The sequence below is a fragment of the Haloarcula marismortui ATCC 43049 genome (assembly GCF_000011085.1).
Classification (GTDB): Archaea; Halobacteriota; Halobacteria; order Halobacteriales; family Haloarculaceae; genus Haloarcula; species Haloarcula marismortui.
The window spans coordinates 2,362,616-2,384,131 of record NC_006396.1 but is presented as its reverse complement, the minus strand read 5'-3'; the positions used below and the strand labels follow the sequence as shown (position 1 = coordinate 2,384,131).

General features: G+C 64.1%; 20 protein-coding genes, 1 tRNA gene and 1 pseudogene. 15 read left to right on the top strand and 7 right to left on the bottom strand.

Going from position 1 to position 21,516, the window contains the following annotated elements; translation table 11 throughout:
* The first annotated feature begins 4 nt into the window (after positions 1 to 4).
* The 4 genes from RR_RS15955 to argF are packed head-to-tail and all read left to right on the top strand — an operon-like array spanning position 5 to position 3,945.
* The gene (locus RR_RS15955; protein WP_004959879.1) at positions 5 to 865 is read left to right on the top strand and encodes an acetylglutamate/acetylaminoadipate kinase; all 861 of its coding nucleotides are present in this window, start codon (positions 5 to 7) and stop codon (positions 863 to 865) included.
* Positions 862 to 1,989 carry an aspartate aminotransferase family protein gene (locus RR_RS15950; RefSeq protein ID WP_004959876.1) on the top strand — a complete coding sequence of 376 codons (1,128 nt, stop codon included), beginning with the start codon at positions 862 to 864 and terminating at the stop codon, positions 1,987 to 1,989. Before RR_RS15955 ends, RR_RS15950 begins: the two co-directional genes overlap by 4 nt.
* Positions 1,986 to 3,047 (top strand): [LysW]-lysine hydrolase, encoded by a 1,062-nt coding sequence (locus tag RR_RS15945; RefSeq protein ID WP_011224367.1) that lies wholly within the window; start codon positions 1,986 to 1,988, stop codon positions 3,045 to 3,047. Before RR_RS15950 ends, RR_RS15945 begins: the two co-directional genes overlap by 4 nt.
* Before the next feature lies 1 nt (position 3,048).
* Positions 3,049 to 3,945, top strand: a complete 897-nt coding sequence (gene argF, locus RR_RS15940; RefSeq protein WP_011224366.1) for an ornithine carbamoyltransferase — start codon at positions 3,049 to 3,051, stop codon at positions 3,943 to 3,945.
* 253 nt (positions 3,946 to 4,198) lie between these two features.
* On the opposite strand, the gene RR_RS15935 is transcribed toward argF, so the two are convergent.
* Together RR_RS15935 and RR_RS15930 are read right to left on the bottom strand one after the other, a co-directional pair.
* On the bottom strand, positions 4,199 to 4,942 hold the full coding sequence (locus RR_RS15935; protein WP_011224365.1) for an SDR family oxidoreductase: 744 nt from the start codon (positions 4,940 to 4,942) through the stop codon (positions 4,199 to 4,201).
* Between the two features lie 71 nt (positions 4,943 to 5,013).
* A complete protein-coding gene (locus RR_RS15930) occupies positions 5,014 to 5,991 on the bottom strand; it encodes an orotate phosphoribosyltransferase (RefSeq protein ID WP_004959867.1) in 978 nt (325 codons plus the stop codon).
* 386 nt (positions 5,992 to 6,377) lie between these two features.
* Here RR_RS15930 and RR_RS15925 point away from each other — a divergent pair, with 386 nt between their 5' ends.
* From RR_RS15925 to RR_RS15910, 4 genes are all read left to right on the top strand, one after another.
* Positions 6,378 to 6,767, top strand: coding sequence for a helix-turn-helix domain-containing protein (locus RR_RS15925; RefSeq protein ID WP_011224364.1), 390 nt, complete (start codon positions 6,378 to 6,380; stop codon positions 6,765 to 6,767).
* Between the two features lie 65 nt (positions 6,768 to 6,832).
* Positions 6,833 to 8,224 (top strand): threonine synthase, encoded by a 1,392-nt coding sequence (gene thrC, locus RR_RS15920; RefSeq protein ID WP_011224363.1) that lies wholly within the window; start codon positions 6,833 to 6,835, stop codon positions 8,222 to 8,224.
* A gap of 224 nt (positions 8,225 to 8,448) precedes the next feature.
* Entirely contained in the window at positions 8,449 to 9,123 is a 675-nt protein-coding gene (locus RR_RS15915; RefSeq protein WP_049939037.1) for a DUF4166 domain-containing protein, read from the top strand.
* Positions 9,120 to 10,094 (top strand): YndJ family protein, encoded by a 975-nt coding sequence (locus RR_RS15910; protein ID WP_011224361.1) that lies wholly within the window; start codon positions 9,120 to 9,122, stop codon positions 10,092 to 10,094. The genes RR_RS15915 and RR_RS15910 overlap by 4 nt, the downstream gene beginning before the upstream one ends.
* A 6-nt stretch (positions 10,095 to 10,100) precedes the next feature.
* Here the strand turns inward: RR_RS15910 and RR_RS15905 are convergent, their stop codons facing one another.
* The gene (locus RR_RS15905; RefSeq protein WP_004959850.1) at positions 10,101 to 10,499 is read right to left on the bottom strand and encodes a hypothetical protein; all 399 of its coding nucleotides are present in this window, start codon (positions 10,497 to 10,499) and stop codon (positions 10,101 to 10,103) included.
* A gap of 201 nt (positions 10,500 to 10,700) precedes the next feature.
* On the opposite strand from RR_RS15905, the gene RR_RS15900 reads away from it, so the two are divergent.
* Positions 10,701 to 11,876 (top strand): aspartate kinase, encoded by a 1,176-nt coding sequence (locus tag RR_RS15900; protein WP_011224360.1) that lies wholly within the window; start codon positions 10,701 to 10,703, stop codon positions 11,874 to 11,876.
* A gap of 14 nt (positions 11,877 to 11,890) precedes the next feature.
* Here RR_RS15900 and fer read toward each other — a convergent pair whose 3' ends face one another.
* The 3 genes from fer to RR_RS15885 form a co-directional block, all read right to left on the bottom strand.
* Complete coding sequence (gene fer, locus RR_RS15895; RefSeq protein ID WP_049939036.1) at positions 11,891 to 12,547, bottom strand: ferredoxin Fer; 657 nt, start codon at positions 12,545 to 12,547, stop codon at positions 11,891 to 11,893.
* Positions 12,548 to 12,637: 90 nt separating this feature from the next.
* A complete protein-coding gene (locus RR_RS15890) occupies positions 12,638 to 13,336 on the bottom strand; it encodes a metallophosphoesterase family protein (RefSeq protein ID WP_011224358.1) in 699 nt (232 codons plus the stop codon).
* 81 nt (positions 13,337 to 13,417) lie between these two features.
* Positions 13,418 to 14,026 carry an IMP cyclohydrolase gene (locus RR_RS15885; protein WP_004959818.1) on the bottom strand — a complete coding sequence of 203 codons (609 nt, stop codon included), beginning with the start codon at positions 14,024 to 14,026 and terminating at the stop codon, positions 13,418 to 13,420.
* Between the two features lie 169 nt (positions 14,027 to 14,195).
* On the opposite strand from RR_RS15885, the gene RR_RS15880 reads away from it, so the two are divergent.
* Together RR_RS15880 and RR_RS15875 are read left to right on the top strand one after the other, a co-directional pair.
* A tRNA-Gln gene (locus RR_RS15880) sits at positions 14,196 to 14,268 on the top strand.
* Positions 14,269 to 14,442: 174 nt separating this feature from the next.
* The gene (locus RR_RS15875) at positions 14,443 to 14,874 is read left to right on the top strand and encodes a universal stress protein (protein WP_011224357.1); all 432 of its coding nucleotides are present in this window, start codon (positions 14,443 to 14,445) and stop codon (positions 14,872 to 14,874) included.
* Positions 14,875 to 14,900: 26 nt separating this feature from the next.
* Here RR_RS15875 and RR_RS15870 read toward each other — a convergent pair whose 3' ends face one another.
* Positions 14,901 to 16,094, bottom strand: coding sequence for an inorganic phosphate transporter (locus RR_RS15870; protein WP_049939035.1), 1,194 nt, complete (start codon positions 16,092 to 16,094; stop codon positions 14,901 to 14,903).
* A gap of 157 nt (positions 16,095 to 16,251) precedes the next feature.
* On the opposite strand from RR_RS15870, the gene RR_RS15865 reads away from it, so the two are divergent.
* The 4 genes and pseudogenes from RR_RS15865 (at position 16,252) to RR_RS15850 (ending at position 21,481) form a co-directional block, all read left to right on the top strand.
* Positions 16,252 to 17,424 (top strand): BMP family lipoprotein, encoded by a 1,173-nt coding sequence (locus RR_RS15865; protein ID WP_049939034.1) that lies wholly within the window; start codon positions 16,252 to 16,254, stop codon positions 17,422 to 17,424.
* A gap of 166 nt (positions 17,425 to 17,590) precedes the next feature.
* Positions 17,591 to 19,147, top strand: a pseudogene (locus tag RR_RS15860) (ABC transporter ATP-binding protein).
* A complete protein-coding gene (locus RR_RS15855) occupies positions 19,144 to 20,424 on the top strand; it encodes an ABC transporter permease (RefSeq protein WP_011224352.1) in 1,281 nt (426 codons plus the stop codon). The pseudogene RR_RS15860 and the gene RR_RS15855 overlap by 4 nt, the downstream one beginning before the upstream one ends.
* 10 nt (positions 20,425 to 20,434) lie before the next feature.
* Positions 20,435 to 21,481: an ABC transporter permease gene (locus tag RR_RS15850; RefSeq protein WP_004959804.1), complete on the top strand. Its 1,047-nt coding sequence runs from the start codon at positions 20,435 to 20,437 to the stop codon at positions 21,479 to 21,481.
* The last annotated feature ends 35 nt before the right edge of the window (positions 21,482 to 21,516 follow it).

Here is a 21,516-nt window from a genome sequence, read left to right as displayed (position 1 = left end):
TCTTATGACAGTCGTTATCAAAGTCGGTGGCGCTCGCGCGGTCGACCCTGCGGGGGCGCTTGCGGACGTGGCATCGTTAGTGGCCGATGGTGAGCAGGTCGTCGTGGTACACGGCGGCTCCACCAAAGTCGACGAGACGCTCGAACGGCTCGGCGTCGAGCCTGAATACGTCGAGACACCGTCGGGCGTCGTCGGCCGGTTCACCGACGAGACCACGATGGAGGTGTTCGAGATGGCCTTCGGGCATCTGAACACCCAGCTCGTCGCCGGCCTCCAGAGCGAGGGCGTCGATGCGGTCGGGCTCACCGGCGTCGACGGCAAACTGCTCTACGGACCGCGGAAGTCCGCAGTGCGGGTCGTCGAGGACGGGAAGAAGAAGATTCGCCGCGGCGACCACTCGGGCACGATCAAGCAGGTCAACGGTGACCTGCTGGAGACCTTGCTCGGCGATGGGTACACGCCGGTGGCTGGGCCACCCATGGCGGGAGACGATGACGGTGAGGTAATTCCAGTGAATACCGACGCCGATCGCTCGGCCGCGGCCATCGCCGGCGAACTCGATGCGCAGTTGGTGCTCCTCACTGATGTCGAGGGCGTTTACGCGGACCCCGATGACCCGTCGACGCTCATCGAATCGGTCGAGACGGCAAGCGACTGGGACGCTCTTGAAGACGCCGCCGAGGGCTTCATGGGCCGGAAAATCATGGCCGCCGAGGAGGCGCTCGACGGCGGCGCATCGGAGGTCGTGGTGGCAGACGCCAACGCCGAGTCACCGATTCTCTCGGCGCTTGACGGCGGCGGAACCCACGTTCACGCGAGCGCACTCGAACAGGACACAGACCAGACAGCGACGGAGGAACAATGAGCGGATTCGTTTTCAACGAGAAACCTATCCAGATCGAACGTGGCGACGGTGCCTACGTCTACGACGACAGCGGCACAGAGTATCTAGACATGGGCGCATCCTACGCCTGTGTCCCGCTGGGCCACAAGCACCCGGCGGTCCACAGCGCCGTCAGCGAACAGCTAGAGAAGATAACGTACGTTCAGGCGTCCTATCCGAACGCCGAACGGACGGCGCTGTACGACCTGCTCGCCAAGACCGCACCGGACCCGATTGACAAGACCTGGCTCTGTAACTCCGGGACCGAGGCCAACGAGGCCGCGCTGAAGTTCGCCCGGTCGGCGACGGGGAACTCCAAAATCGTCGCGACGATGCAGGGCTTTCACGGCCGGACGATGGGCGCGCTGGCGACCACGTGGAAAAACAAGTACAAGAAACCCTACGAGCCGCTCATCGGCGATGTTGAGTTCGTCCCCTACGACGACAGCGAGGCGCTTGAGGAAGCCGTCGACGAGGACACCGCCGCGTTCATCGTCGAACCTGTTCAGGGCGAAGGCGGTATCAATCCTACCTCGGACGGCTACCTCGAAGACGCACGGGAGATTACCGAAGACGCCGGGGCAGCACTCATATTCGATGAGGTCCAGACCGGGATGGGACGGACCGGTGCGCTGTGGAACTCCCAGCGCGCCGCCGTCGCGCCGGACATGATAACCGCAGCGAAGGGCCTCGGAAATGGTCTCCCTATCGGCGCGACGCTGTGCCGGGACTGGATCGCCGAGGACTACGGCTCCCATGCCTCGACGTTCTCCGGCGGGCCGGTCATCTCGGCGGCTGCCGGCGCAACAGTCTCGACCATCATCGAGGACTCGGTGCCCGGCAACGCCGCCGTTATCGGCGATTACCTCCTGACTGAACTGGAGGCAGCTATCGGTGACGACGTGCGGGACATCCGCGGCGAGGGGCTGATGATCGGCGTTGAGGTCGGCCGCGGCGCGAACGCGGCGCTGAAAAAGCTTGCATTGAACCATCAGGTGCTCGCGCTGCCGGCCGGCCGCACGGTTATCCGCCTGCTCCCGCCCCTGACCATTGACAAGGATCACGCTGACGCCGTCGTTGACGCGATGGCGGAGGTGGTGGAATGAGCGAAGCCGCGAGCCGCGAGGCTGACACCGAGGCACGTGACCTGCTCGAAGCTGTCGTCCGCATCCCGTCTGTCTCGCGGAACGAGACGGAGGCGGCCGAACGGTTAGTCGAGTTCTTCGAGGCCCACGGCCGCGAGGCGTGGCTCGATGAAGTTGGCAACGTCCGCGCGCCCGCAGATGACGGCGTCTTGCTCACCTCTCACATCGACACCGTCCCGGGCGACATCCCGGTTCGCGTCGAGGAGGACGATGAGGGTGACGTGCTTTGGGGCCGCGGCAGCGTCGACGCGAAAGGGCCGCTGTGTGCGATGGCCGTCGCGGCCGTCCGCACCGGAGCCTCCTTCGTCGGCGTCGTCGGCGAGGAGGTCGATTCGAAAGGTGCTCGATTCCTCGTTGAGGACCGCGAGTCGGAACCCGGTGCCGTGATCAACGGCGAACCCTCCGGCTGGGAGGGCATCACGCTTGGCTATCGCGGCCTGCTGGCCGGGACCTATGTCGCCACCAGCGAGTCCGGCCACTCCTCGCGCCCGGAGAACAACGCCATTCAGGACGCTATCGACTGGTGGTCGTCGGTTGACGACGAGTTCGAGACCGACGAGTGGCACCCCGTCTTCGAGCGCGTCACCTGCAAGCCAGTTGAGTTCAACGGCGGGACATCAAGCGACGGGCTGAGCGTCGAAGCGACGATGGATGTCCAGCTGCGCGTCCCGCCGGAGTACAGCACCGGCGAAATCCGCGAAATCGCCGACGGGTTTCTGGAGAACGACACGGTCAACTGGGACGACAAGGTCGAACCGGTGATGCAGAGCCCCCGAACTAGCGCCGCCCGGGCGTTCCGGGCCGCCATCCGGCAGCAGGGTGGCGAGCCCACGCTGCTTCGCAAGACTGGCACCAGCGACATGAACGTCTACGCGAAGACGTGGGACTGTCCGATGGTGACATACGGGCCTGGCGACTCGGACCTCGACCACGCACCGAACGAGCACCTCCCGCTCGACGAATACGACCGCTCCGTCGCGGTGCTCGAAACCGCGACCGAACGCCTGCTGGAGGACTGAGATGGATATACTCGACGTCGACGACCTCACGACCGACGAACTGGTGACCGTCCTCGACCGCGCCGCGGCCATCAAGGCCGACCACGGCGAGGGGAGCACGAGTGACCTGCTCGACCAGCAGACACTCGGGATGATATTTGAGAAGCCGTCGACGCGGACCCGGGTTTCCTTCGAGACGGGGATGACGCAACTGGGCGGCCACGCCGTCTTTCTCGGCCCCGACGACATCCATCTGGGCCACGGCGAACCGGTGAAAGACACCGCCCGTGCGCTCGGGCGCTACGTCGATTTCATCATGGCCCGCGTGTTCGACCATGCGGACGCCGAGGAACTGGCCGAATACGCCGACGTTCCGGTCATCAACGGGCTGACCGACGACGCCCACCCTTGCCAGACGCTCGCCGACCTGCTGACCATCCGTGCGCAGTTCGGCGACTTTGAGGACGTTTCCGTGGCGTGGGTCGGCGATGGTAACAACGTCTGCCAGTCGTTCGTCATCGGCGCAGCGATGGTCGGCCTCGACCTCACCGTCGCCACGCCGGAGGGCTACGGCATCTCTGATGATGTGGCCGACCGCGCCGCCGGCTTCGGTAACGCGCCTGAGACGACCCACGACCCAGAGGCCGCCGTGGCTGGCGCGGACGTGGTGTACTCCGATGTGTGGGTCAGCATGGGCCAGGAGGACAAACGCGACCAGAAACTCGCAGACTTCGAGGGGTTCCAGATCACGCCGGACCTGCTTGGGGACCGGCCGTTCATGCACTGCCTGCCCGCCCACCGCGGCGAGGAGGTCACCGACGCTGCCATCGAATCGGAGAACGCTGTCGTCTGGAATCAGGCGGAGAATCGCCTGCACGCCCAGAAGGGACTGCTCGTGTGGCTGTCCGAGCAGGCGTAGTAATCGGTCGGCCCGAAGATTTAGAGTGGTTAGCCGGGCGGAAGCGGTCTGTGGCGATGCCACTGTACCGTGCGCCGACGGCCCGCGGTTTCACGCGAATCGCTCCGCGATTCGCGCCTTTTTCGCCCACGTTCACAAGAGCGAAGCTCTTGTGCAGCCCATCAGAAGTCTCCGACTTCTGAGGACGTTTTTGCGCGGGGGTTGAGCGCTCGCCAGCGGCGAGCGCGATGCCCCCGTGGAAAAAGGTGGTAGGCTAGAAGTGGCTAAATTTGTCCCGGCGGAACACGTCGATGCTGTTGATGGTGGTCGGTGGCTCCTGTCGCATGGCGAAGGCGATAGCGTCGGCTACCTCTTCGGGCTCGGTCACCTCGCCCGGCTCGAACCGCTCGTTGAACGCCGTTCCGTCCTCGGAGTTGAACTCCGACCGGACCTCTGAAGGATTGACAACCGTGACGCCGATGTCGTCGTCACCGACCTGGCCGGCGAGGCTATGTGCGAAGCCACGGAGCCACCACTTCGTCGCGGCGTAGACGGGGTTGAACGGCCGGGGATACTGCCCGGCGAAGCTACCGACGAACACCAGCGACCCGGCCCCGTCCCGGAGATAGGAGAGCGACTCGCGGGCGGTGTAGAACGCGCCGTCGACGTTGACGTCCATCATCGTCCGGTACTGCTCGTCTGACAGCGTCTCAACGTCCGACCCGCGGCCGACCCCGGCGTTGACGACAACGCCGTCAAGTGAGCCGAACGCTTCGACGGTCGATTCGATAGCGGCCGTGACCTGTGCCCGGTCGCTGACGTCGGCTGGCACGACGTGGGTACCGACGGTGTGGTTGTCGGTGATTTCGTCGGCCAGTTCAGTGAGGCGGTCTTCCCGGCGGGCAACTAACGCCACGTCAGCCCCGTCGCGGGCCAGCTTCCGGGCGGTCGCCGCGCCGATACCCGAACTCGCTCCGGTGACGAGTACAGTTGTCTCTGCAAGTGGTCCCGAATCCATGGTCGGACTCACGGGCGTCTCGTGGTTAGCGTTTGGGCCCACCGGAGGCCGTGGCAGGTGACCGCTGCAAATCAGAGAAACACCGACGAAGCCCGCTTGACGAAGTCGACGGGGTCCGACCTGAACTGTTCGACGTATCTGAGCGGGTCGGATTTGACGGCTTCAATAGACATCTGGCCGTTTCTGGTGACGCGGTTCAGATACCCCTGCTGGAGCATCCGGTTTTGCTCCTTGCTATAGACGGGTTTGTTCGTCTGCATAGCGATCGTCCGCGCCTGAGAGTGTGAGCTTTCGACGAACAGTTTGGCGTCCGAGGACTGGTACACCGTGGCCTTGTACTCGCCGTGGTTGCCTGCGGCGACCCGAGTGGCTTTGTCCGGGTACTGCATCATCACCAGTTCGTCGTACTCGATCCCGTGTTCCTCAAGCCAGGCGGCAGTCTCGCTGCGGTACTTCTCCAGCCGACAGGTGACGATCTTCCCGATTTCCACCGAGGGAACACAGATCGGATCGACAGTCGAAATAAACTCCCGGTATTTCGGCCCGTCGTCGTTCTCTTTGGGTGTCGGGTCGCGACAGAGGATGCCATCCAGGTCGACACAGGAGTCCTCGAGGAAGTCGTGGTGCATCATGTTCCACTCGAATACTCTCGGGAACGCCAGGGTCTGGGCGTACGTATCGACGAACTGCTCGGAGCCCTCGTCCACGTACACAGCGCCGTAGTACACGTCCGCGGACAGATCAAACCCGCCAATCGTCGACTGCGCCTCGGTCATTTCGCTTCCGGTGTAGACGGTGTCGTCGACCACCAGTATCTTCGAGAACTCCGAGAGGTCGAACTCACCATCATACCGCTCCCCCGTCTGCAGGAGTCTGCCCTCCCGCAACCCGTCGATATCTGTCATCGGGAGATTGAGATGCAGTGAGAGTAAGTTTGACACTAACATGCCACTTCTGGGTATTCCGACGATCAGATCCAAGCCGTCTGGTAGATCGACGATCCACTCCTGCGTATCAGCACTGAGATGGTCGAAACTCCTGTAATTCATTGGTTTCTGGGATCAGGAAGTATTAGCATCCTCATCGTAGCTCGAACACCACGACGGGACATGCGCTTACTTCTTTTTAACTGACACCCGTCGATGAGTGTTAATACTTCTTATCTGTAACTATATAGTATAGTCTTTTGAGGGTGATTGTAAATTGAGACAACAACAATTCCGTCTCGGGGAACTCTCCACCTGAAACGGCACCCTTTTTGCTAGCATTGACAATGTTCCTCACAGCACCAGTTGCTGCTGGTGTCCGGCTAGTTTGTAGTCCACCCTGAAACAGTAAACTATTTGATATTTCCGAAATCGGGCAGCACCGACACCAGAGCGGTGAGGTTGAGGTAACGACCCAGTTTATCCGGGTCGGAAGTATACAGGTGGGTATGTCTGTCAACTCATCTCCGGACCAGTTCCACGAGCTGATGGTCGACGACGAACCGAATCTCTCGGATGTGATGGCCTGTGTGTTCGGCGTTCAGGAACACGAGGTACGGACGTATCAGACATTGCTCGAAACACCTGCAAGCACTGTCGAGGAACTCGCTGACGAACTTGGTCGGGATCGCTCGAACGTCAACCGGTCGCTATCGACGCTTCGCGAGAAGGGGCTTGCGACGCGGAAACGGCGGTTGCTCGACGGCGGCGGCCACGTGTACCAGTACACCGCGACACCGCTGTCGGAGGCCCGCGAACTGATGCACGAGACCCTCGACGAGTGGACTGTCGCGGTCCATCACCGTATCGACGAGTTCGACGCCAGGCCCAGCGAGTGATAGCTGCCGCGCCGTGAACGCTGGCAGTATAGCCGACAACCGTCCGACTTTTGCCCACTGGGAGCATGGTCCCGACAATGGCTGACCTGCAACTCACCGACGACGTGCCGCCGGTTGCCGATGACGGCGTCTGGCTGGCCTGCATCGAGTGTGGTGAGACGTTCGCTCCCTTCGACGAGATTCGCTACACCTGCGACCATTGCGACGGCCTGCTCGAGGTCCGCTACGATGACCTGCCGACCTTCGACGAGTTCGAAGGCTCGGGGGTCTGGCGGTACAACGCTGCCCTGCCCTTCGAAGAGGGTATCACGCTCCCCGAGGGTGACACGCCGCTGCACGAGATGCCCCGCCTGAAAGACGACATCGGCGTCGACGCGCTCCGCGTGAAACACGAGGGGATGAACCCCACTGGCTCGTTCAAGGACCGCGGCATGACCGTCGGTGTCCGGGTCGCCCAAGAGGTCGGCGTCGACCGACTGGCCTGTGCCTCGACGGGCAACACGTCTGCGGCACTGGCGGCTTACGGCGCTCGCGGCGGGATGGAAACGCTCGTGCTCCTGCCTGCCGGGAAGGTCGCAGCCGGTAAAATCGCTCAGGCAAGTCTCCACCGCGCGCGCATTCTCGAAGTCGACGGCAACTTCGATCAGTGTCTCGACATCGTGCAGGACCTCGCCGCCCGCGGCGAGGCCTACCTCCTGAACTCGCTGAACCCCTTCCGTCTGGAGGGCCAGAAGACCATCGGGCTGGAAATCATGGAGGAGTTCTACGCCGACAACGGCGAGTACCCGGACCGAATCGTCCTGCCGGTCGGCAACGCCGGCAACACCGCGGCGCTGTACAAGTGCTTCCGCGAACTCGTCAAGGCCGGCGCAATCACCGAGGAGCAGGTGCCCAAACTCACCGGCGTGCAGGCAGAGGGTGCCGCTCCGATGGTCGAGGCTATCGAGAATGGATACGAGGACACCCGCCGCTGGGATGACGTCGAGACCCGCGCGACCGCCATCCGCATCGGCAATCCGGTCAACGCGCCGAAGGCGCTGCCGGGCATCCGGGAGACCGGCGGCACCGCCGTCGCTGTCTCCGACGAGGAAATCACCGAAGCGCAGCGTGACATCGCCGGGGAAGGCGTCGGCGTCGAACCGGCGTCCGCCGCCTCCGTCGCTGGCCTCCGGAAACTCCGGCGCGAAGGCGAGGTCGATAGCGATGAGTCGGTCGTCTGCCTGACCACGGGCCACCTGCTCAAAGACCCCGAAGCGGCCGCAGAGGCCGGGAACGAGCCGGAGCCGGTCGCTAACAGCACCGAAGCCGTGCTGGACCTCATCGAAGAACCGTCGTCAGTCACTGAGACGATTCGGCGACAGGCGTCGAAGGCCGCCGACGCGCCGCTGGTCCCGGCGCTGGTCGCCAGCGGTCTCGGTGTCGCGTATCTCTACCGCAAACTCCGCTCGAAGAAGTAACGTCGGCGAACGGGCCGCCAACGGCGAGGCCCTGCCCGACTTTCTGGTCGAAAACTGACTGCGCTGGCTCTTTACTCAGTATTTTCCGTCTTCTACCCAGTAGAAATATCCATCTTCCCCGGGAACAGCCAACCAATGGACGCACAGACGCGAAGTGCAGTACGACTGAGCGCTGCCGTCGAACCGTCGATTGCGTTGCGGATGCCACCAGCGCGGGTGAGACTGTGACGGGCGTCTACGAGCGGGCGCTGGGCGAGGCCGCGGCCGACCTCCACCCGAAGGTCCGCGACCGGTACAGCCTCGCCCCGGACGACGGGACGGTCTGTGTCGGTCGCGGCGAGATGGATATTACCCGCGGGACGCTGGTCCTCCCGGCGCTGTACGCGATGACGACCCAGAATATGCTGTTCCCTGAAGCCGGCGAGGACGTGCCGTTTTCGGTGACGACGGTGGCCTACACGACGGACGGCGGTCACGAGGCGATGACGACCCGCCGCGCCTTCGACTTTGGCGACACCACCCGCCTGTTCGACTCGCTGACCGTCTGGGACGCCGAGGCCGAACGACTGCTCGATTTCTTGGGGACACACGGCCGAATCGCCAGCGAACTCCACCCGCGGGTCGAGGACGGCGCGCTCGTGGTCGCTGGCGGCCGCCAGTGGGCTCGTCTGGACGACCGCCATGTGCCCTTGCCGGGGCCGCTGGCCGCCGATGTCGAGGTACGTGACCGCTACGACGAGGATGATGAACGCTACCACGTCACCGCGACCGTCGAGAACGACCTCGTGGGTCACATGCTCGGCTATCGGGGGACGTTCACGCAGGACCAGACTGCCAGCGACGGGACGCCCGACGACCTCCGAATCGTCCGCGGACTCGACCGGCTCCCGCCGCGATGAGCGACCGCGCCGCTGGGCCCCGGCAGCCAGCACTCGCCACCGTCGCCAAGCCGTCTATCCGGGGCATCGCCGTGGCGGACCTGAGCGCGGTGCTTGGTGCGGTGGTCTGGCTGGCGATGACGGCCACTGGCGAACTGGACGCTATCGAACGGGCGCTCGCACTCGCGCCGCTCGTGCTGGTCCCGCTCGCCCTCCGAACGGCGGTGAGCGGAGCGTTCGAGGCACCTGTCAGTCGGCTCACGACCACAGCCATCTGGCTCCAGCCGGTCGGCGCACTCCTGTTTGCGGTATCGCTGGTCATTCCGTCACCAGCACTGCTGGCCGCCGCGCTCGCAACGCCGTGGCTTGCGGTCACCGGCCTCCTCGGACTCGCGGCGTTCGTTCGGACTCGGGCTCGGGGCGGCCTAGTGTTCCCAGAGACCGCTATCGATGCTGGCTTCGCCTACGTCTCGGTTGGCGCGGTCGCACTCCTGCTGGCCCATCTCGACCTGACGCTCTGGTTCGACCGCGTCATCATCCGACTGACAGCGGTCCACTTCCACTACGCCGGGTTCGTCCTCCCGGTCGCGGTGGGACTGACCGGCCGACACCTCGGTGACCGCTCGCGGGGATTCCGCACCGTCGTCGGTGTCATCCTCGTCGGTCCGGCACTCATCGCGGTCGGTATCGCCTTCTCGCCGCTGGTGGAGGTCGTCGCAGTGAGTCTCTTCACTGTCGCCGTCGCGGCCTTCGGCGGTGTAGTCCTGCATCGTGTCGTCCCTGCCTGCTCTAGACCGCAGGGGCTCTTGCTCGGCATCGCGGCGGTCGCGCTTCCAGTTTCAATGGCGCTCGCGCTCGGCTACGGGGTGTCGACGTTCACCGGCCGCTCGCTGGGGCTGACGATATCGACGATGGTTGCGCTCCATGGTTCGCTCAACGCCTTCGGGTTCGGGCTGTGTGCGACGCTCGGCTGGCGGCTTTCGGCCCCCTGACGCCGGTCAGTGTTCTGCTCGTTCCGGCTCTAATCGGTACCGCGTCGTCTCCTGCCCGTCGAACCGGGGACCGTTTCCAGTGGAGGTGAACCCAACCGCCTCAACAGCGGTCCGGACTTGCGATTCGTCCTCCGGAAGCAGTAGTTCGACCGTCATGTGTTCCCGGCGCGCGAACTCGATAGGGTCGGTCAGGAGTTCCTCACAGGCGTCGCTCGACCCGGCCAGTTGGGTCACGTGGACGGTCCCACGTTCGGCGTCGAAACTCACGAACCCCACAATGCTGTCGTCTTCCTCGGCCACGCGGACAGTGCGGTCGTGGACGAGGTTTCGCATCACGTCCGGCGGCCCGTCAGCGAGGGCGGCCAGTCGCTCGGCGTCATCCTCGATAGCGTCGCGGATATCCATACATGTGCGTGGGAACCCCACGCAAATAAACGGTGTGTCGGACGCTCCGGGCTGTGCCCGCCTTCGCAGCAACAGGGCTTCGTACGACGGAATCTGCCGGTCGCTGTCGACAGTGAGACGCGGTCACAGATGAACACAGTTATGCCGAGCGACGGATAACGCGAGGGCAATGGTTCACGTACACACGGGCACGGTGGTAGCATGCGCGTAGTCGCCAAATTCGGTGGGACGAGCCTCGGTAGCGGCGACCGCATCAACCGGGCCGCGGACTCGATTGCCGCTGCCGTCCAGCAGGGCCACGAGGTCGCGGTCGTCGCCTCGGCGATGGGCAACACGACCGACGAACTGCTCGAAGAAATCAACTACGACGCCGACTCCGCGGACCGTGCGGAAATCGTTTCCATGGGCGAACGGACATCTGTCCGGATGCTCAAGGGTGCACTCGCCGCCCGCGGTATCGAGGCGGTCTTTCTTGAACCCGGCAGCGAGGACTGGCCGATCATCACCGACGAGTACGGTGAGGTCGACGTTGAGGAGACACAGAAGCGCGCCCATGCGCTCGCCGGCCAGCTCAAGGATGTCGTCCCGGTCATCACCGGCTTCTTGGCACAAGACTATCAGGGCAACGTGACGACGCTTGTCCGTGGCGGCTCCGACACGAGCGCCGTGATGATGGGCGACTACATGGACGCCGACGAAGTCGTCATCGTCACCGACGTTGAAGGCGTCATGACCGGGGACCCGCGCGTCGTCGAAGGCGCTCGGAACGTCGGCAAAATCTCCGTCGACGAGCTCCGTTCGCTGTCCTTCCGCGGGGCCGAGGTGGTCGCGCCGTCGGCGCTGTCGTACAAGAGTGAGGACCTCGGTGTTCGCGTCGTCCACTACCAGCACGGCGACCTGCTCTCCGGTGGCACCTCAATAGAAGGCGAGTTCCAGAACCTCATCGACCTGCAGGAACAGCCAATCGCCTGCGTGACAGTCGCCGGCCGCGCTATCCGGAACAGCCCGGGCATCCTCGCGGACCTGTCAGGTGCTATCGCTGACGAGGACATAAATATCGAGGCCAACTCCTCGGGGATGGACTCGCTGACGTTCTACGTCGACGAAGACGACGCCGAGGAAGCCGAGGCACTGCTGCACGCCCGCATCGTTGACGACGAGACGCTTTCGTCGGTCACCGTTGAAGACGAGATCGCCGTTATCCGCGTCACCGGCGGCGATCCGAGTCAGTCGGCGCTCGCGCATCAGGTCGTTGCACCGTTGGCCGACGCCCACATCCACCTCTATGACGTGATTACGTCCGCGACGTCGGTCTCCGTGTTCGTCCCGTGGGAGGACCGCGAACAGGCTCTCTCACTCGTTCAGGACGTGTTCTAACGGCCGGGGACTTGTTAATCGGTTGAGGAAGCCTGCTCGAACCGGCTCGCGGGCAGCAGTAATTCGCTGACTTCGGGGAGGTGTTTCAGGTTGTAGACGATTTTCGCGTCGTCAGACACCGGTGCAGCGATACACGACAGGCGAATCCCCTTCTCGGTGAGTTCGGGCGGGAGGATGTGGCTCGCCGGCGACGGCATCTCGCCGTCGACGACCGCCACCGCACAGTTCGTACACGCGCCGCCGCGGCAGGCAAAGGGCCACGCAAAGCCGTTTTTCTCCGCCGCTTCCAGCAGCGTGTCGTTCGGGTCGACGTAGAACCGTCCGAAATCAGTCGATTGCAGGTTCGCGTCGGCGGCTTTCGCAAACAGGTCCTCGTCTTGGAGTGCCCAGCCGTGGTCCTCAAGCACCTCGAAGTTGAGAAACTCTACCATCGGGTCGTCCGGTTCCGGCGGGGCCTCTTCGGTTTCGGGCTCCGCTGTCTCCTCGGGAAGCGGGTCCCCGGGCTCGTATCCGTTCTGCAGTCGCTCGTAGGCCGTTTTGACCGTCTGGAACTCGGCCGCCGACCCGCCCTGGTCGGGGTGTGCTTCTTTCACCCGCTCGCGGTACGCATCGACGATCTCCCCGTCGTCGGCGTCCGGCGCGATTCCGAGGACCTCGAATGGGGACTCCACGCCATACAGTAGCGGTCACGGACATAAATTCTCTCGTCCCGCTGCAGTATCTGCAGGCTGCCGCCGACGGACGACGTGCCGTTCCTGTGGCTACCGGCCTTGGGTCAACCGGAAGCCGATTTGCCGCGGCAGGTCAGCGTCCTCTACCGCGTCAATGACTGCGCTCGTGTCGTAGGCCACGCGGTGCTCCTCGACAGTTAGGTCCGCGAGGTCGAGCACGGCGTAGGCGGCCCGGTGGTCCCTGTCGCGGGGCTGGCCCACGCTGCCGGGATTCATCACGATACCGTCCCCGTACACCTCGTGGTGCTGATGGTGCGTGTGGCCCATCACGAGCACGTCCTCGTCGCCCAGCAGGTCCGGGCCGAACTCCTCGGGGTACGTGTAGTGGTCCGGGTCGTCAGGGTGGCCGTGGACGAGTTTCACCCGTTCGTCACAGACGCGGCGCTCATCGGGCAGTGCCGCCAGCCACTTGATTTGCTCGTCGGACAACTGTTCGGTAGCGTGTTCGACGCCGGCCTGTGCCATCCCGTTGAACGCGAACGGCGTCTCGGCGGCGACGGCACGGTCGTGGTTGCCCATCACTGTCGGGACTTCTTCGGTCGGCCAGGAAGCGTCCGCAGGGAGCGCGTCGGTGTGCCCCCGCATCGCGTCGACACAGTCGGCGTGCCAGGGGTTGTAGCCGACCACGTCCCCCGCACAGACCAGCCCGTCAACTGGCGGCATATCTGCAAGCACCGCCGTGAGCGCCACCCGATTGCCGTGGATATCAGAGAGGATGCCGAGTTTCATTGTTCGTGTCTATCCCCTGTGGGGTCTTGAGTGTCGGTCCTAGCTCAGTATCTGTGTCCGCCATCGTTCGCGGTCATCCGCTCACTCCCCGTTGTACACTGCCACGTCGAACTCGCCCGCCGACCCCGCGACGCCGGCCGAACAGACGGCGTGCTCGTACTCGTGGTCGTACACTTCGCGGGCCACATCGCTGGCGTCGGTCGCGGCCAGGTCGAACGCCGTCGGACTGTTCTCCTCGTAGGTCGCCACCAGCGTCGGCTCGGTGACTTCCTCGACGAGCAGCGCGTCCCGACGGACGGTCCCGATGACTGCGCCCGGGCCGTCGGCGTTCGTCGTCGGGTCCGCCGCGTCGACACCGACGATACCGGCGACCCGCGGCGTGTCGTAGTCGTCCTTCTCGAAGTCGAGCGACAGGAGCGGCTCCGCGATGGCGTCCCGCGCCGGATAGCCGAGTTCGAGCTTTTCGGCGATTGGGTCGACGTGCGAGCCGTTGCCGACGACCGCGCCGCGCTCGGTGACGCGGACGCCGTTGTAGGAGATGTATGGGTTGTCCGTCTCCGGCGCGTCTGGCGTCGGCTCGACGGTCACTGTCCCGTCGCGCTGGACTGCCTGGCGGTTGGGGAACGAGCGCGAGGAGACACGGTACGCACCGACCTCGGGACTGACGACGACAAATCGTCCAACGTACATACGCGAGTGTGCACAGCACCCCAAAAAAGCGCTGTCGATGTCTTGCCGTCTAGCGTAGGCATGACGCTATTGTTCTCTTGGCGGTGTTGTGTGGGCTGCTGACACGCTTCATGTCCGACCGAATCGCGCAACGCTTACAAAGGGGCACCCGATACTGTAGAGTGCACACAGTCCATTGGGGTAGTGGCCAATCCTGAAGCCTTCTGGGGGCTTCGACCCTGGTTCGAATCCAGGATGGACTATTTTTGTGGCGAACAGCCCGTGAGCGACAGCGTCGTGATTAGTGGACTCGAGCCTTGGAAGACGAGCGAAGCGAGTCTTCCACTGGTTCGAACTCATGTGGGACGGGCTTGACACTCATCTGGCAAGCGCCGGCTTGCCCCTGACTACTTGTAGCCGCCTCCCAGAGAGAACATATGACACTGACACACGTCCTCGTCCCGCTGGACGGGTCACCGCTGGCTGACGAGGCGCTGACGTACGCGCTGGAGACGTTCGACTGCCGGATTACAGTTCTGAACGTCGTTGCGCCGCTCGATACGGGGATGAGCGAAGGCGGGGTGCTTGAACCGGACGCGGACCGCCAAGCGGCCGCCGACGAGCGGGCCACGAAGCTCGTCGACCGGGCGTCACAGCAGGCCAGTGAGGCCGGCCAACAGGTCGAAACGGCTGTCGAGACCGGTGACCCGGCCGAGACGATTCTGGACTACGTCGAGGAAGTCGACGTGGATCAGGTGGTGATGGGTGGCCACGGCGGGACGCGAAACGAGATTGCCCGGCGGTTGCTGGGGACCGTTGCGACGGCGGTCGTCAGCGAAGCGCCGGTGACGGTAACGGTCGTCCGGTAGCGCGTGGCTGGCCGACCACACCCTTCTCAGACCTGGCTACCGAGCGCCGCTTCTAGCACCTGATACACGCCGAAGCCGATCACGACGCTGGTGACGAGTGTGATGAGCCAGAACCCGACAGTCACACCTATCTTCCGGCGAGAGACGCCGGCGGAGCCGCCGGCCAGGCCGCCGCCGATGACCCCGGAGATGATGATGTTGTTGAACGAGATGGGGATGCCAAGCGCGATGGCGGCCTGCGCGATGATGAAGCCGGGGACCAGCGCCGCGATGGAGCGGCGGACGCCGAGTTGCGCGTACTCACGGGAGGTCGCCTGTAGCAGGCGGGGTGCGCCCATCCACGCGCCACCGAGGATACCCACTGCGCCGAGCGCCAGCAATACGAACCCGGGCAGGCCGAGTTCGGCGCGGTAGAGGTTCTCCAGCGGGCCGGTTGCGAGGCCGACCTGACTCCCGCCGCTAGAGAAGGCGACGACGCTGCCGAGAACGACGAGAAAGGTCTTGATACCCTTATCGACGGAGGCCTGGGTCTGTCGGCGGATGTAGTAGAAGCTCCCCGCGGCGACCAGCAGCGTCGTGGCGACGGCGGCGATATCCGTGCCAGCGACCATCGCGGCAAAGCCGGCCAGCGAGCCCTGGTCGGTGCCGGCGGGCGAGGGAATGATGCTCAACTGAACGTTTGCGACGATACCCCCAACGACGCCGGCGAGCAGCGGGACCCCGACCGTTTCGGGGATGTCGTCTCGGCGCAACACCGTCGCGGTGAGATAGGCCAGACTTCCCGACACAGGTGGGACAAGCAGCCAGAACGTCGCGATACGACGGTAGGTGTCGAACACCGGCTGTCCACCGAGCGAGAGGCCAACACCGACCATCGCGCCCGTCGTCGCGAACGCCGCCGGGACGGGGTAGCCCGAGTAGATGCCAAACGCCATGAATCCGGTCGCGGTCAACAGCCCGGCGACGGCTGCGAGCGATGTGATCGTGGCGCCGTCGATAAGGCCGGCCCCGACCGTTTCCGAAATGCTCCCGCCCTGGGTCAGTGCCCCCATCGCGGCGAGGATGCCGATCAGGAAGGCAGCGCGCATCGTCGAAATGGCGTTCGCACCGATAGCCGGGGCGAATGGGGGTGAGTTGCTGTTCGCACCGAGGGTCCAGGCTGTCACCAGACCGGTGATCGTCGCGAGGGCGACCAGCGCCCAGAAGACGACGGTCGTCACCGCCTGCTGAGCCCCGCTGGTGTCTGCCAGTTATTGCTGTGTGAACGCGACCAGACTGTCATTGCCAGCCGTTCACACCCAGTACATAAAATGTCCGCGGCGTCGGTATCGAACGGTGATCGGTCCGCCTTGCCATGATTTGTCGCCGATGTGGCTAATGTGCGACACCGAAGTCTTTAACGCCTATCGACACCGCTGGTGGGACATGTCACAGCGAAGGCGCACGTTCATCAGTAGTGTTGGTACCGCAACCGCAATCGGGTTAGCTGGCTGCCTCGGTGGCGATGGCGGCGACGGCAGCGGCGGCGACGGCGGGGACACCGACAGCGATGGCGGGGACGGTGGCGACGGCGACAGCGGTCCGGCCGCTCGCATCGGAATGGTGTATGCGACGGGTGGGCTCGGTGACGGGTCGTTCAACGACCAGGCCCAGACCGGAGCTATCCGGGCAGCAGACGAGCTCAACATCGAATACGATGAGTCGCAGCCGGAAGCGGTACAGGACTTCGGCAGCCTTCAGCAACAGTACGCACAGTCCTCGAACCCGAACTACGATCTTATCTGCTGTATCGGCTTCCTGCAGGCGGACGCCCTCACGGAGAACGCCGAACAGTACCCCGAGCAGGACTTCATGATCGTTGACTCCGTCGTTGACGCGGACAACGTCGGCTCGTACGTGTTCGGTGAGCATCAGGGCTCGTTCCTCATTGGACTGATGGCCGCGAAGCTGTCCACTCAGGACTTCTCGGCTGGAGCCGGATCCACGCAGGGTGACTCCGCGAGCGTCGGTTTCGTCGGCGGTGTCGAGGGTGACCTCATCGGTCGCTTCGAAGCTGGTTACAAAGCCGGCGTCAAGCACGCAGAGGAGGACGTCGACGTCCAGACAGCCTATGTCGGCGACTTCAACGACCCCTCCGGCGGACAGGAGGCGGCCCTCTCGATGTACGAATCCGGCGCGGACATCGTCTACCACGCGGCCGGCAACACCGGAACCGGTGTGTTCCGGGCGGCGCAGGAGGCGGGGCGCTTCGCCGTCGGTGTCGACCGCGACCAGTCGGTCACGAAAGAGAACTTCAGCGATATCATTCTCGCGAGTATGGTCAAGCGGGTCGACAACGCTGTCTACGCCGCCATTGAGTCGACGACGAACGATAACTTCGATGGCGGCGCTGTGAACACGCTCGGCCTCGAACAGAACGGCGTCGAAGCGGTGTACGGCCAGCAGCTCGGCTCGGAAATCCCACAGAGCGTCAAAGACGAGGTCTCTGGAGTTCGTCAGAGCATCATCGACGGCGACATCAGCGTGCCGACTGACCCCGACAACGCCTGAGGCGGATTGCTGGAGCGATTTGCCGGCCCATTCCGGCCTTGCGGTCGGAACCTTCTGGACATAATATACAACAGCGCCACCGCGGCCACACACGCAGTTGCCGCAGATTTTTGCCAGACATGTGGAACCGTGAAGTTAAAACAACGGGACGGTAACGGCTCAGAGTATGGAACAGGCCGTCCACCTCGATGGAATTACAAAGCGGTTTCCGGGGGTAGTCGCGAATGACGATGTCGATCTGGCGGTCGAGAAGGGGACGGTTCACGCACTGCTCGGCGAGAACGGTGCGGGCAAAACCACCCTGATGAACGTCCTCTACGGGCTCTACCAGCCCACCGAGGGGACGGTCAACGTGCACGGCGAGACACAGCAGTTCGACTCGCCGCGCGACGCCATCGACGAAGGTGTCGGCATGATCCACCAGCACTTCATGCTGGTCGATCCGATGACCGTCACCGAGAACATCACGCTTGGGAACGAGCCCCGCAAGTGGCTTGGACTCACAGTTGACAGCGAACAGTCCCGAAAACAGGTCCGTGAACTGTCTGAGCGGTACGGTTTCGACGTGGACCCCGACGCCAGAATCGAAGATGTCGGTGTCGGCGTCCAGCAGCGCGTCGAGATTCTCAAAGCGCTCTACCGCGGCGCGGATGTTCTGATTCTGGACGAACCGACGGCAGTGCTCACACCACAGGAAGTTGAAGACCTCTTTCGCGTGCTCGAAGAGCTGACTGACCAGGGGAAGACGATTATCTTCATCACGCACAAGCTCGGCGAGGCGATGGAGGCTGCTGACGAAATCACTGTTCTGCGAGAGGGGAAAAACGTCGGGACAGTGCCGGCCGACGACATCACTCGGGAAGAACTGGCCGAGATGATGGTCGGTCGGGAGGTACTGCTGGACCTTGACCGGGACCCAGCCGAGCCAGGCCGGTCTATCCTTGAGGTTTCGGACCTCGTCGTGGAGGACGACCGGGGCGTCCGCGCGGTCGACGGGATCTCGCTTGAGGTCCGGGCCGGTGAGGTGCTCGGTATCGCTGGCGTCGATGGAAACGGCTAGTCGGAACTGGTCGAGGCGATTACCGGGCTCCAGATGCCTGATGAGGGGACAATCATGTACGACGGCGTCGACCGGACCACCGACAGCCGTCGGGAGCGAATCGAGTCCGGGCTGGCCTACATCCCGGAAGACCGACAGGAGCGTGGACTGGTGATGGACTTCGACCTCGTCGAAAACGGCCTGCTGGGGAGCCAGCACGCGGCCGACTACACCTCGAATGGACGCATCGACTGGAACCACACGCGCGACCACGCGGAGGAGATTATCGAAGAATACGACGTTCGGCCACCGGACGCCAACGCCCACGCGAAGTCCCTCTCCGGTGGGAACCAGCAGAAGTTCGTCGTCGGTCGGGAGTTCGCCCGGGACCCGCGTCTCGTCGTTGCCTCCCACCCCACTCGCGGTGTGGATGTGGGGTCGATGGAGTTCATCCACGACCAGATCAACGCGCTCCGAGAAGCGGGCCGAGCCGTGTTGCTCATCTCCTCGAACCTCGATGAGGTCCAGTCCCTTTCGGACCGCCTCGCCGTCGTCTACGAGGGTGAGATCGTCGACATCGTGGATCCAGAGCGCGTGACCGAAGAACAGCTCGGGCTGTTGATGGCCGGGCAGCAACCTGACGCCGTCCCGACCATCGCGGCGAACGGGGAGGGCCACCAATGAGCGATGGTGGCCCGTCGCAGAACGGGGACGACCCGCCGACACCGGACTCGGACGACCGGTGGTCACAGTACCGCCAGCGACTGATCAGGCTGGGCCAGACCTCAGTCGGCGAGCGGATTCTCATCGCTGTCTCGGCGCTATTGCTCTCTCTCGTCGTTGGGACGGTTATTGTCACTGCCGCGGGACTGCTGGCGACGTGTCGGTCGCCGGTCCTCACGTTCGGTTCCACGACGCTGTGTTACGACCCGTTCTACGTGTTCAACCGGCTGTTCCTCGGCGCGCTGGGCGATCCCTTCGCCGGCGGCTGGTCGCCGCTGAACGCACAGTTTGCGGCGACGCTACGCGAGACGACGATACTGGTGTTTACCGGGCTTTCGGTAGCCTTAGCGTTCCGTGCGGGCATCTTCAACATCGGGACGCAGGGCCAGCTTATCATCGGCGCACTGGCAGCCGCACTGACGGTGCTGTGGGCCGGTTCGCTGGTCTCCGGGACGGTCGCGCTCGTCCTGTTTATTCCGCTCGGGTTGCTCGCTGGCGCGATCGGTGGCGGCCTCTATGGTGCGATCCCCGGCGCGCTGAAAGCTTACGCCGACGCGAACGAGGTCATTACCACTATTATGCTCAACTTCGTCGCGGTACGGGTAACGCTGTATCTCGTCCGGAACCACTTCGCCGACCCGACGAGCCAGGCGACACAGACCCCGACCCTACCCGTTGAGGGACAGTTCCCCTCGATCCTGTTTGACCCGCGGACGGACTTCTCGCTGCTCGCACTCCTGATAGCACTCGCGTTCGTCGGCGGCGTCTACTACCTGCTCGAACACACGGCCTTTGGCTATGACCTGCGGACCGCCGGTATCCAGCCCGCGGCCGCGGAGTACGGTGGCGTCGACTCTGCCCGGACCATCCTGACCTCGCTCACGCTGTCGGGCGCACTGGGCGGTATCGGCGGGGCCGTATTCGTGATGATGACCCTTGGAAAGTTCCAGACTGGGATTCCGAGCTACGGTTTCGACGGGATCACCGTCTCTATCCTCGCCGGCAACAACCCGATCGGGGCCGTCTTCGCCGCGCTGCTCTTTGGCGTCCTCAAGTCCGGCTCGAACGTGGTGGCGTTCGCGACCGACGTGCCGCCACAGCTTGTCGGCGTCCTCCGTGGACTGATCATCCTGTTCGTCGCGATGCCGGAGTTCTTCCGTATCATCGGCCGGCGGCTCGCAGCACGCGAGCCAGACAGTCCGGCCACCGCGACTGCGGGAGGTGGTGCTGATGACTAACGACAGTGCTATGGATCGACTCCGCTCGGCTTCGAGTCGGGTCCTCATCGCCGCCGCAGCGTTCCTCACACTGGCTGTGCTTGCCGGATTCGGACTCTTCGCGCCGGCGTCGACGCCCGGACAGATATTCTGGGTTCTGGCCTCGAAATCGACGCTGTCATCGACACTGCGGCTCTCGGTTCCGATCGTGCTGGCCGCGCTGGGCGGCATCTTCGCCGAGAAGAGTGGGATCATCAATATCGGGCTGGAAGGGCTGCTCATCATCTCCGCCTTCGCAGCCATCTTCGGAGCCGACGCCACCGGTTCGCTGTGGCTCGGGTTCCTCATCGGCATTGTTGCGTCGACGCTCCTCGCGGGCGTGTTCGCCGTTGTCTGCATCGAGTTCCGCGCCGACCAGATTATCGCTGGGCTGGCGGTCTGGCTCATCGCACTCGGACTTGCGCCGTTCGCCTCGCAGGTGTTCTACGGCGGGCCAAACACCAGCAGCGTCGGGACTTTCGACACAATAACCGTTCCGACGCTGGCCGAGATCCCGTTCTTCGGCGCGCTGTTCGACGCCTCGCCCGCGGTGTACATCATGTTCCTCGCCGTGGCGGCGTCGTGGTACGTCCTGAACCGAACCACGTTCGGCCGCTGGGTCCGGGCCGCCGGCGAGAACCCGAAGGCGCTTGACACCGCCGGCGTCGACGTGTCCCGTGTCCGCTACGCCGCCGTGCTCCTCTCCGGTGTCTTCTCCGGCATGGGTGGGGCCGCGTTGGCGATCAACATCGGTCAGTTCACCGGGAACGGCCCGACGATGGTCAACGGCAAGGGATTCATCGCCATCGTCGCGTATCTGTTCGGCAACTACAATCCGGTCGGCGCGCTGCTATCGACCACGCTGTTTGCCGGCCTTGACGCCGTCCAGTTGCGTCTCCAGACGGCCGATGTCATCGCCGTCCCCGATTCGCTGGTCCAGACGATTCCGTTCGTCGCCGTCATCGTCGTGCTCGCTCTGGTGGGCAAGACCCGCCTGCCGGAAGCCGCCGGTGACCACTACGAGTCCGGCGAGGAATGAGCTAGACACAACCTTCTCTGGACTTGGTTCTGCCC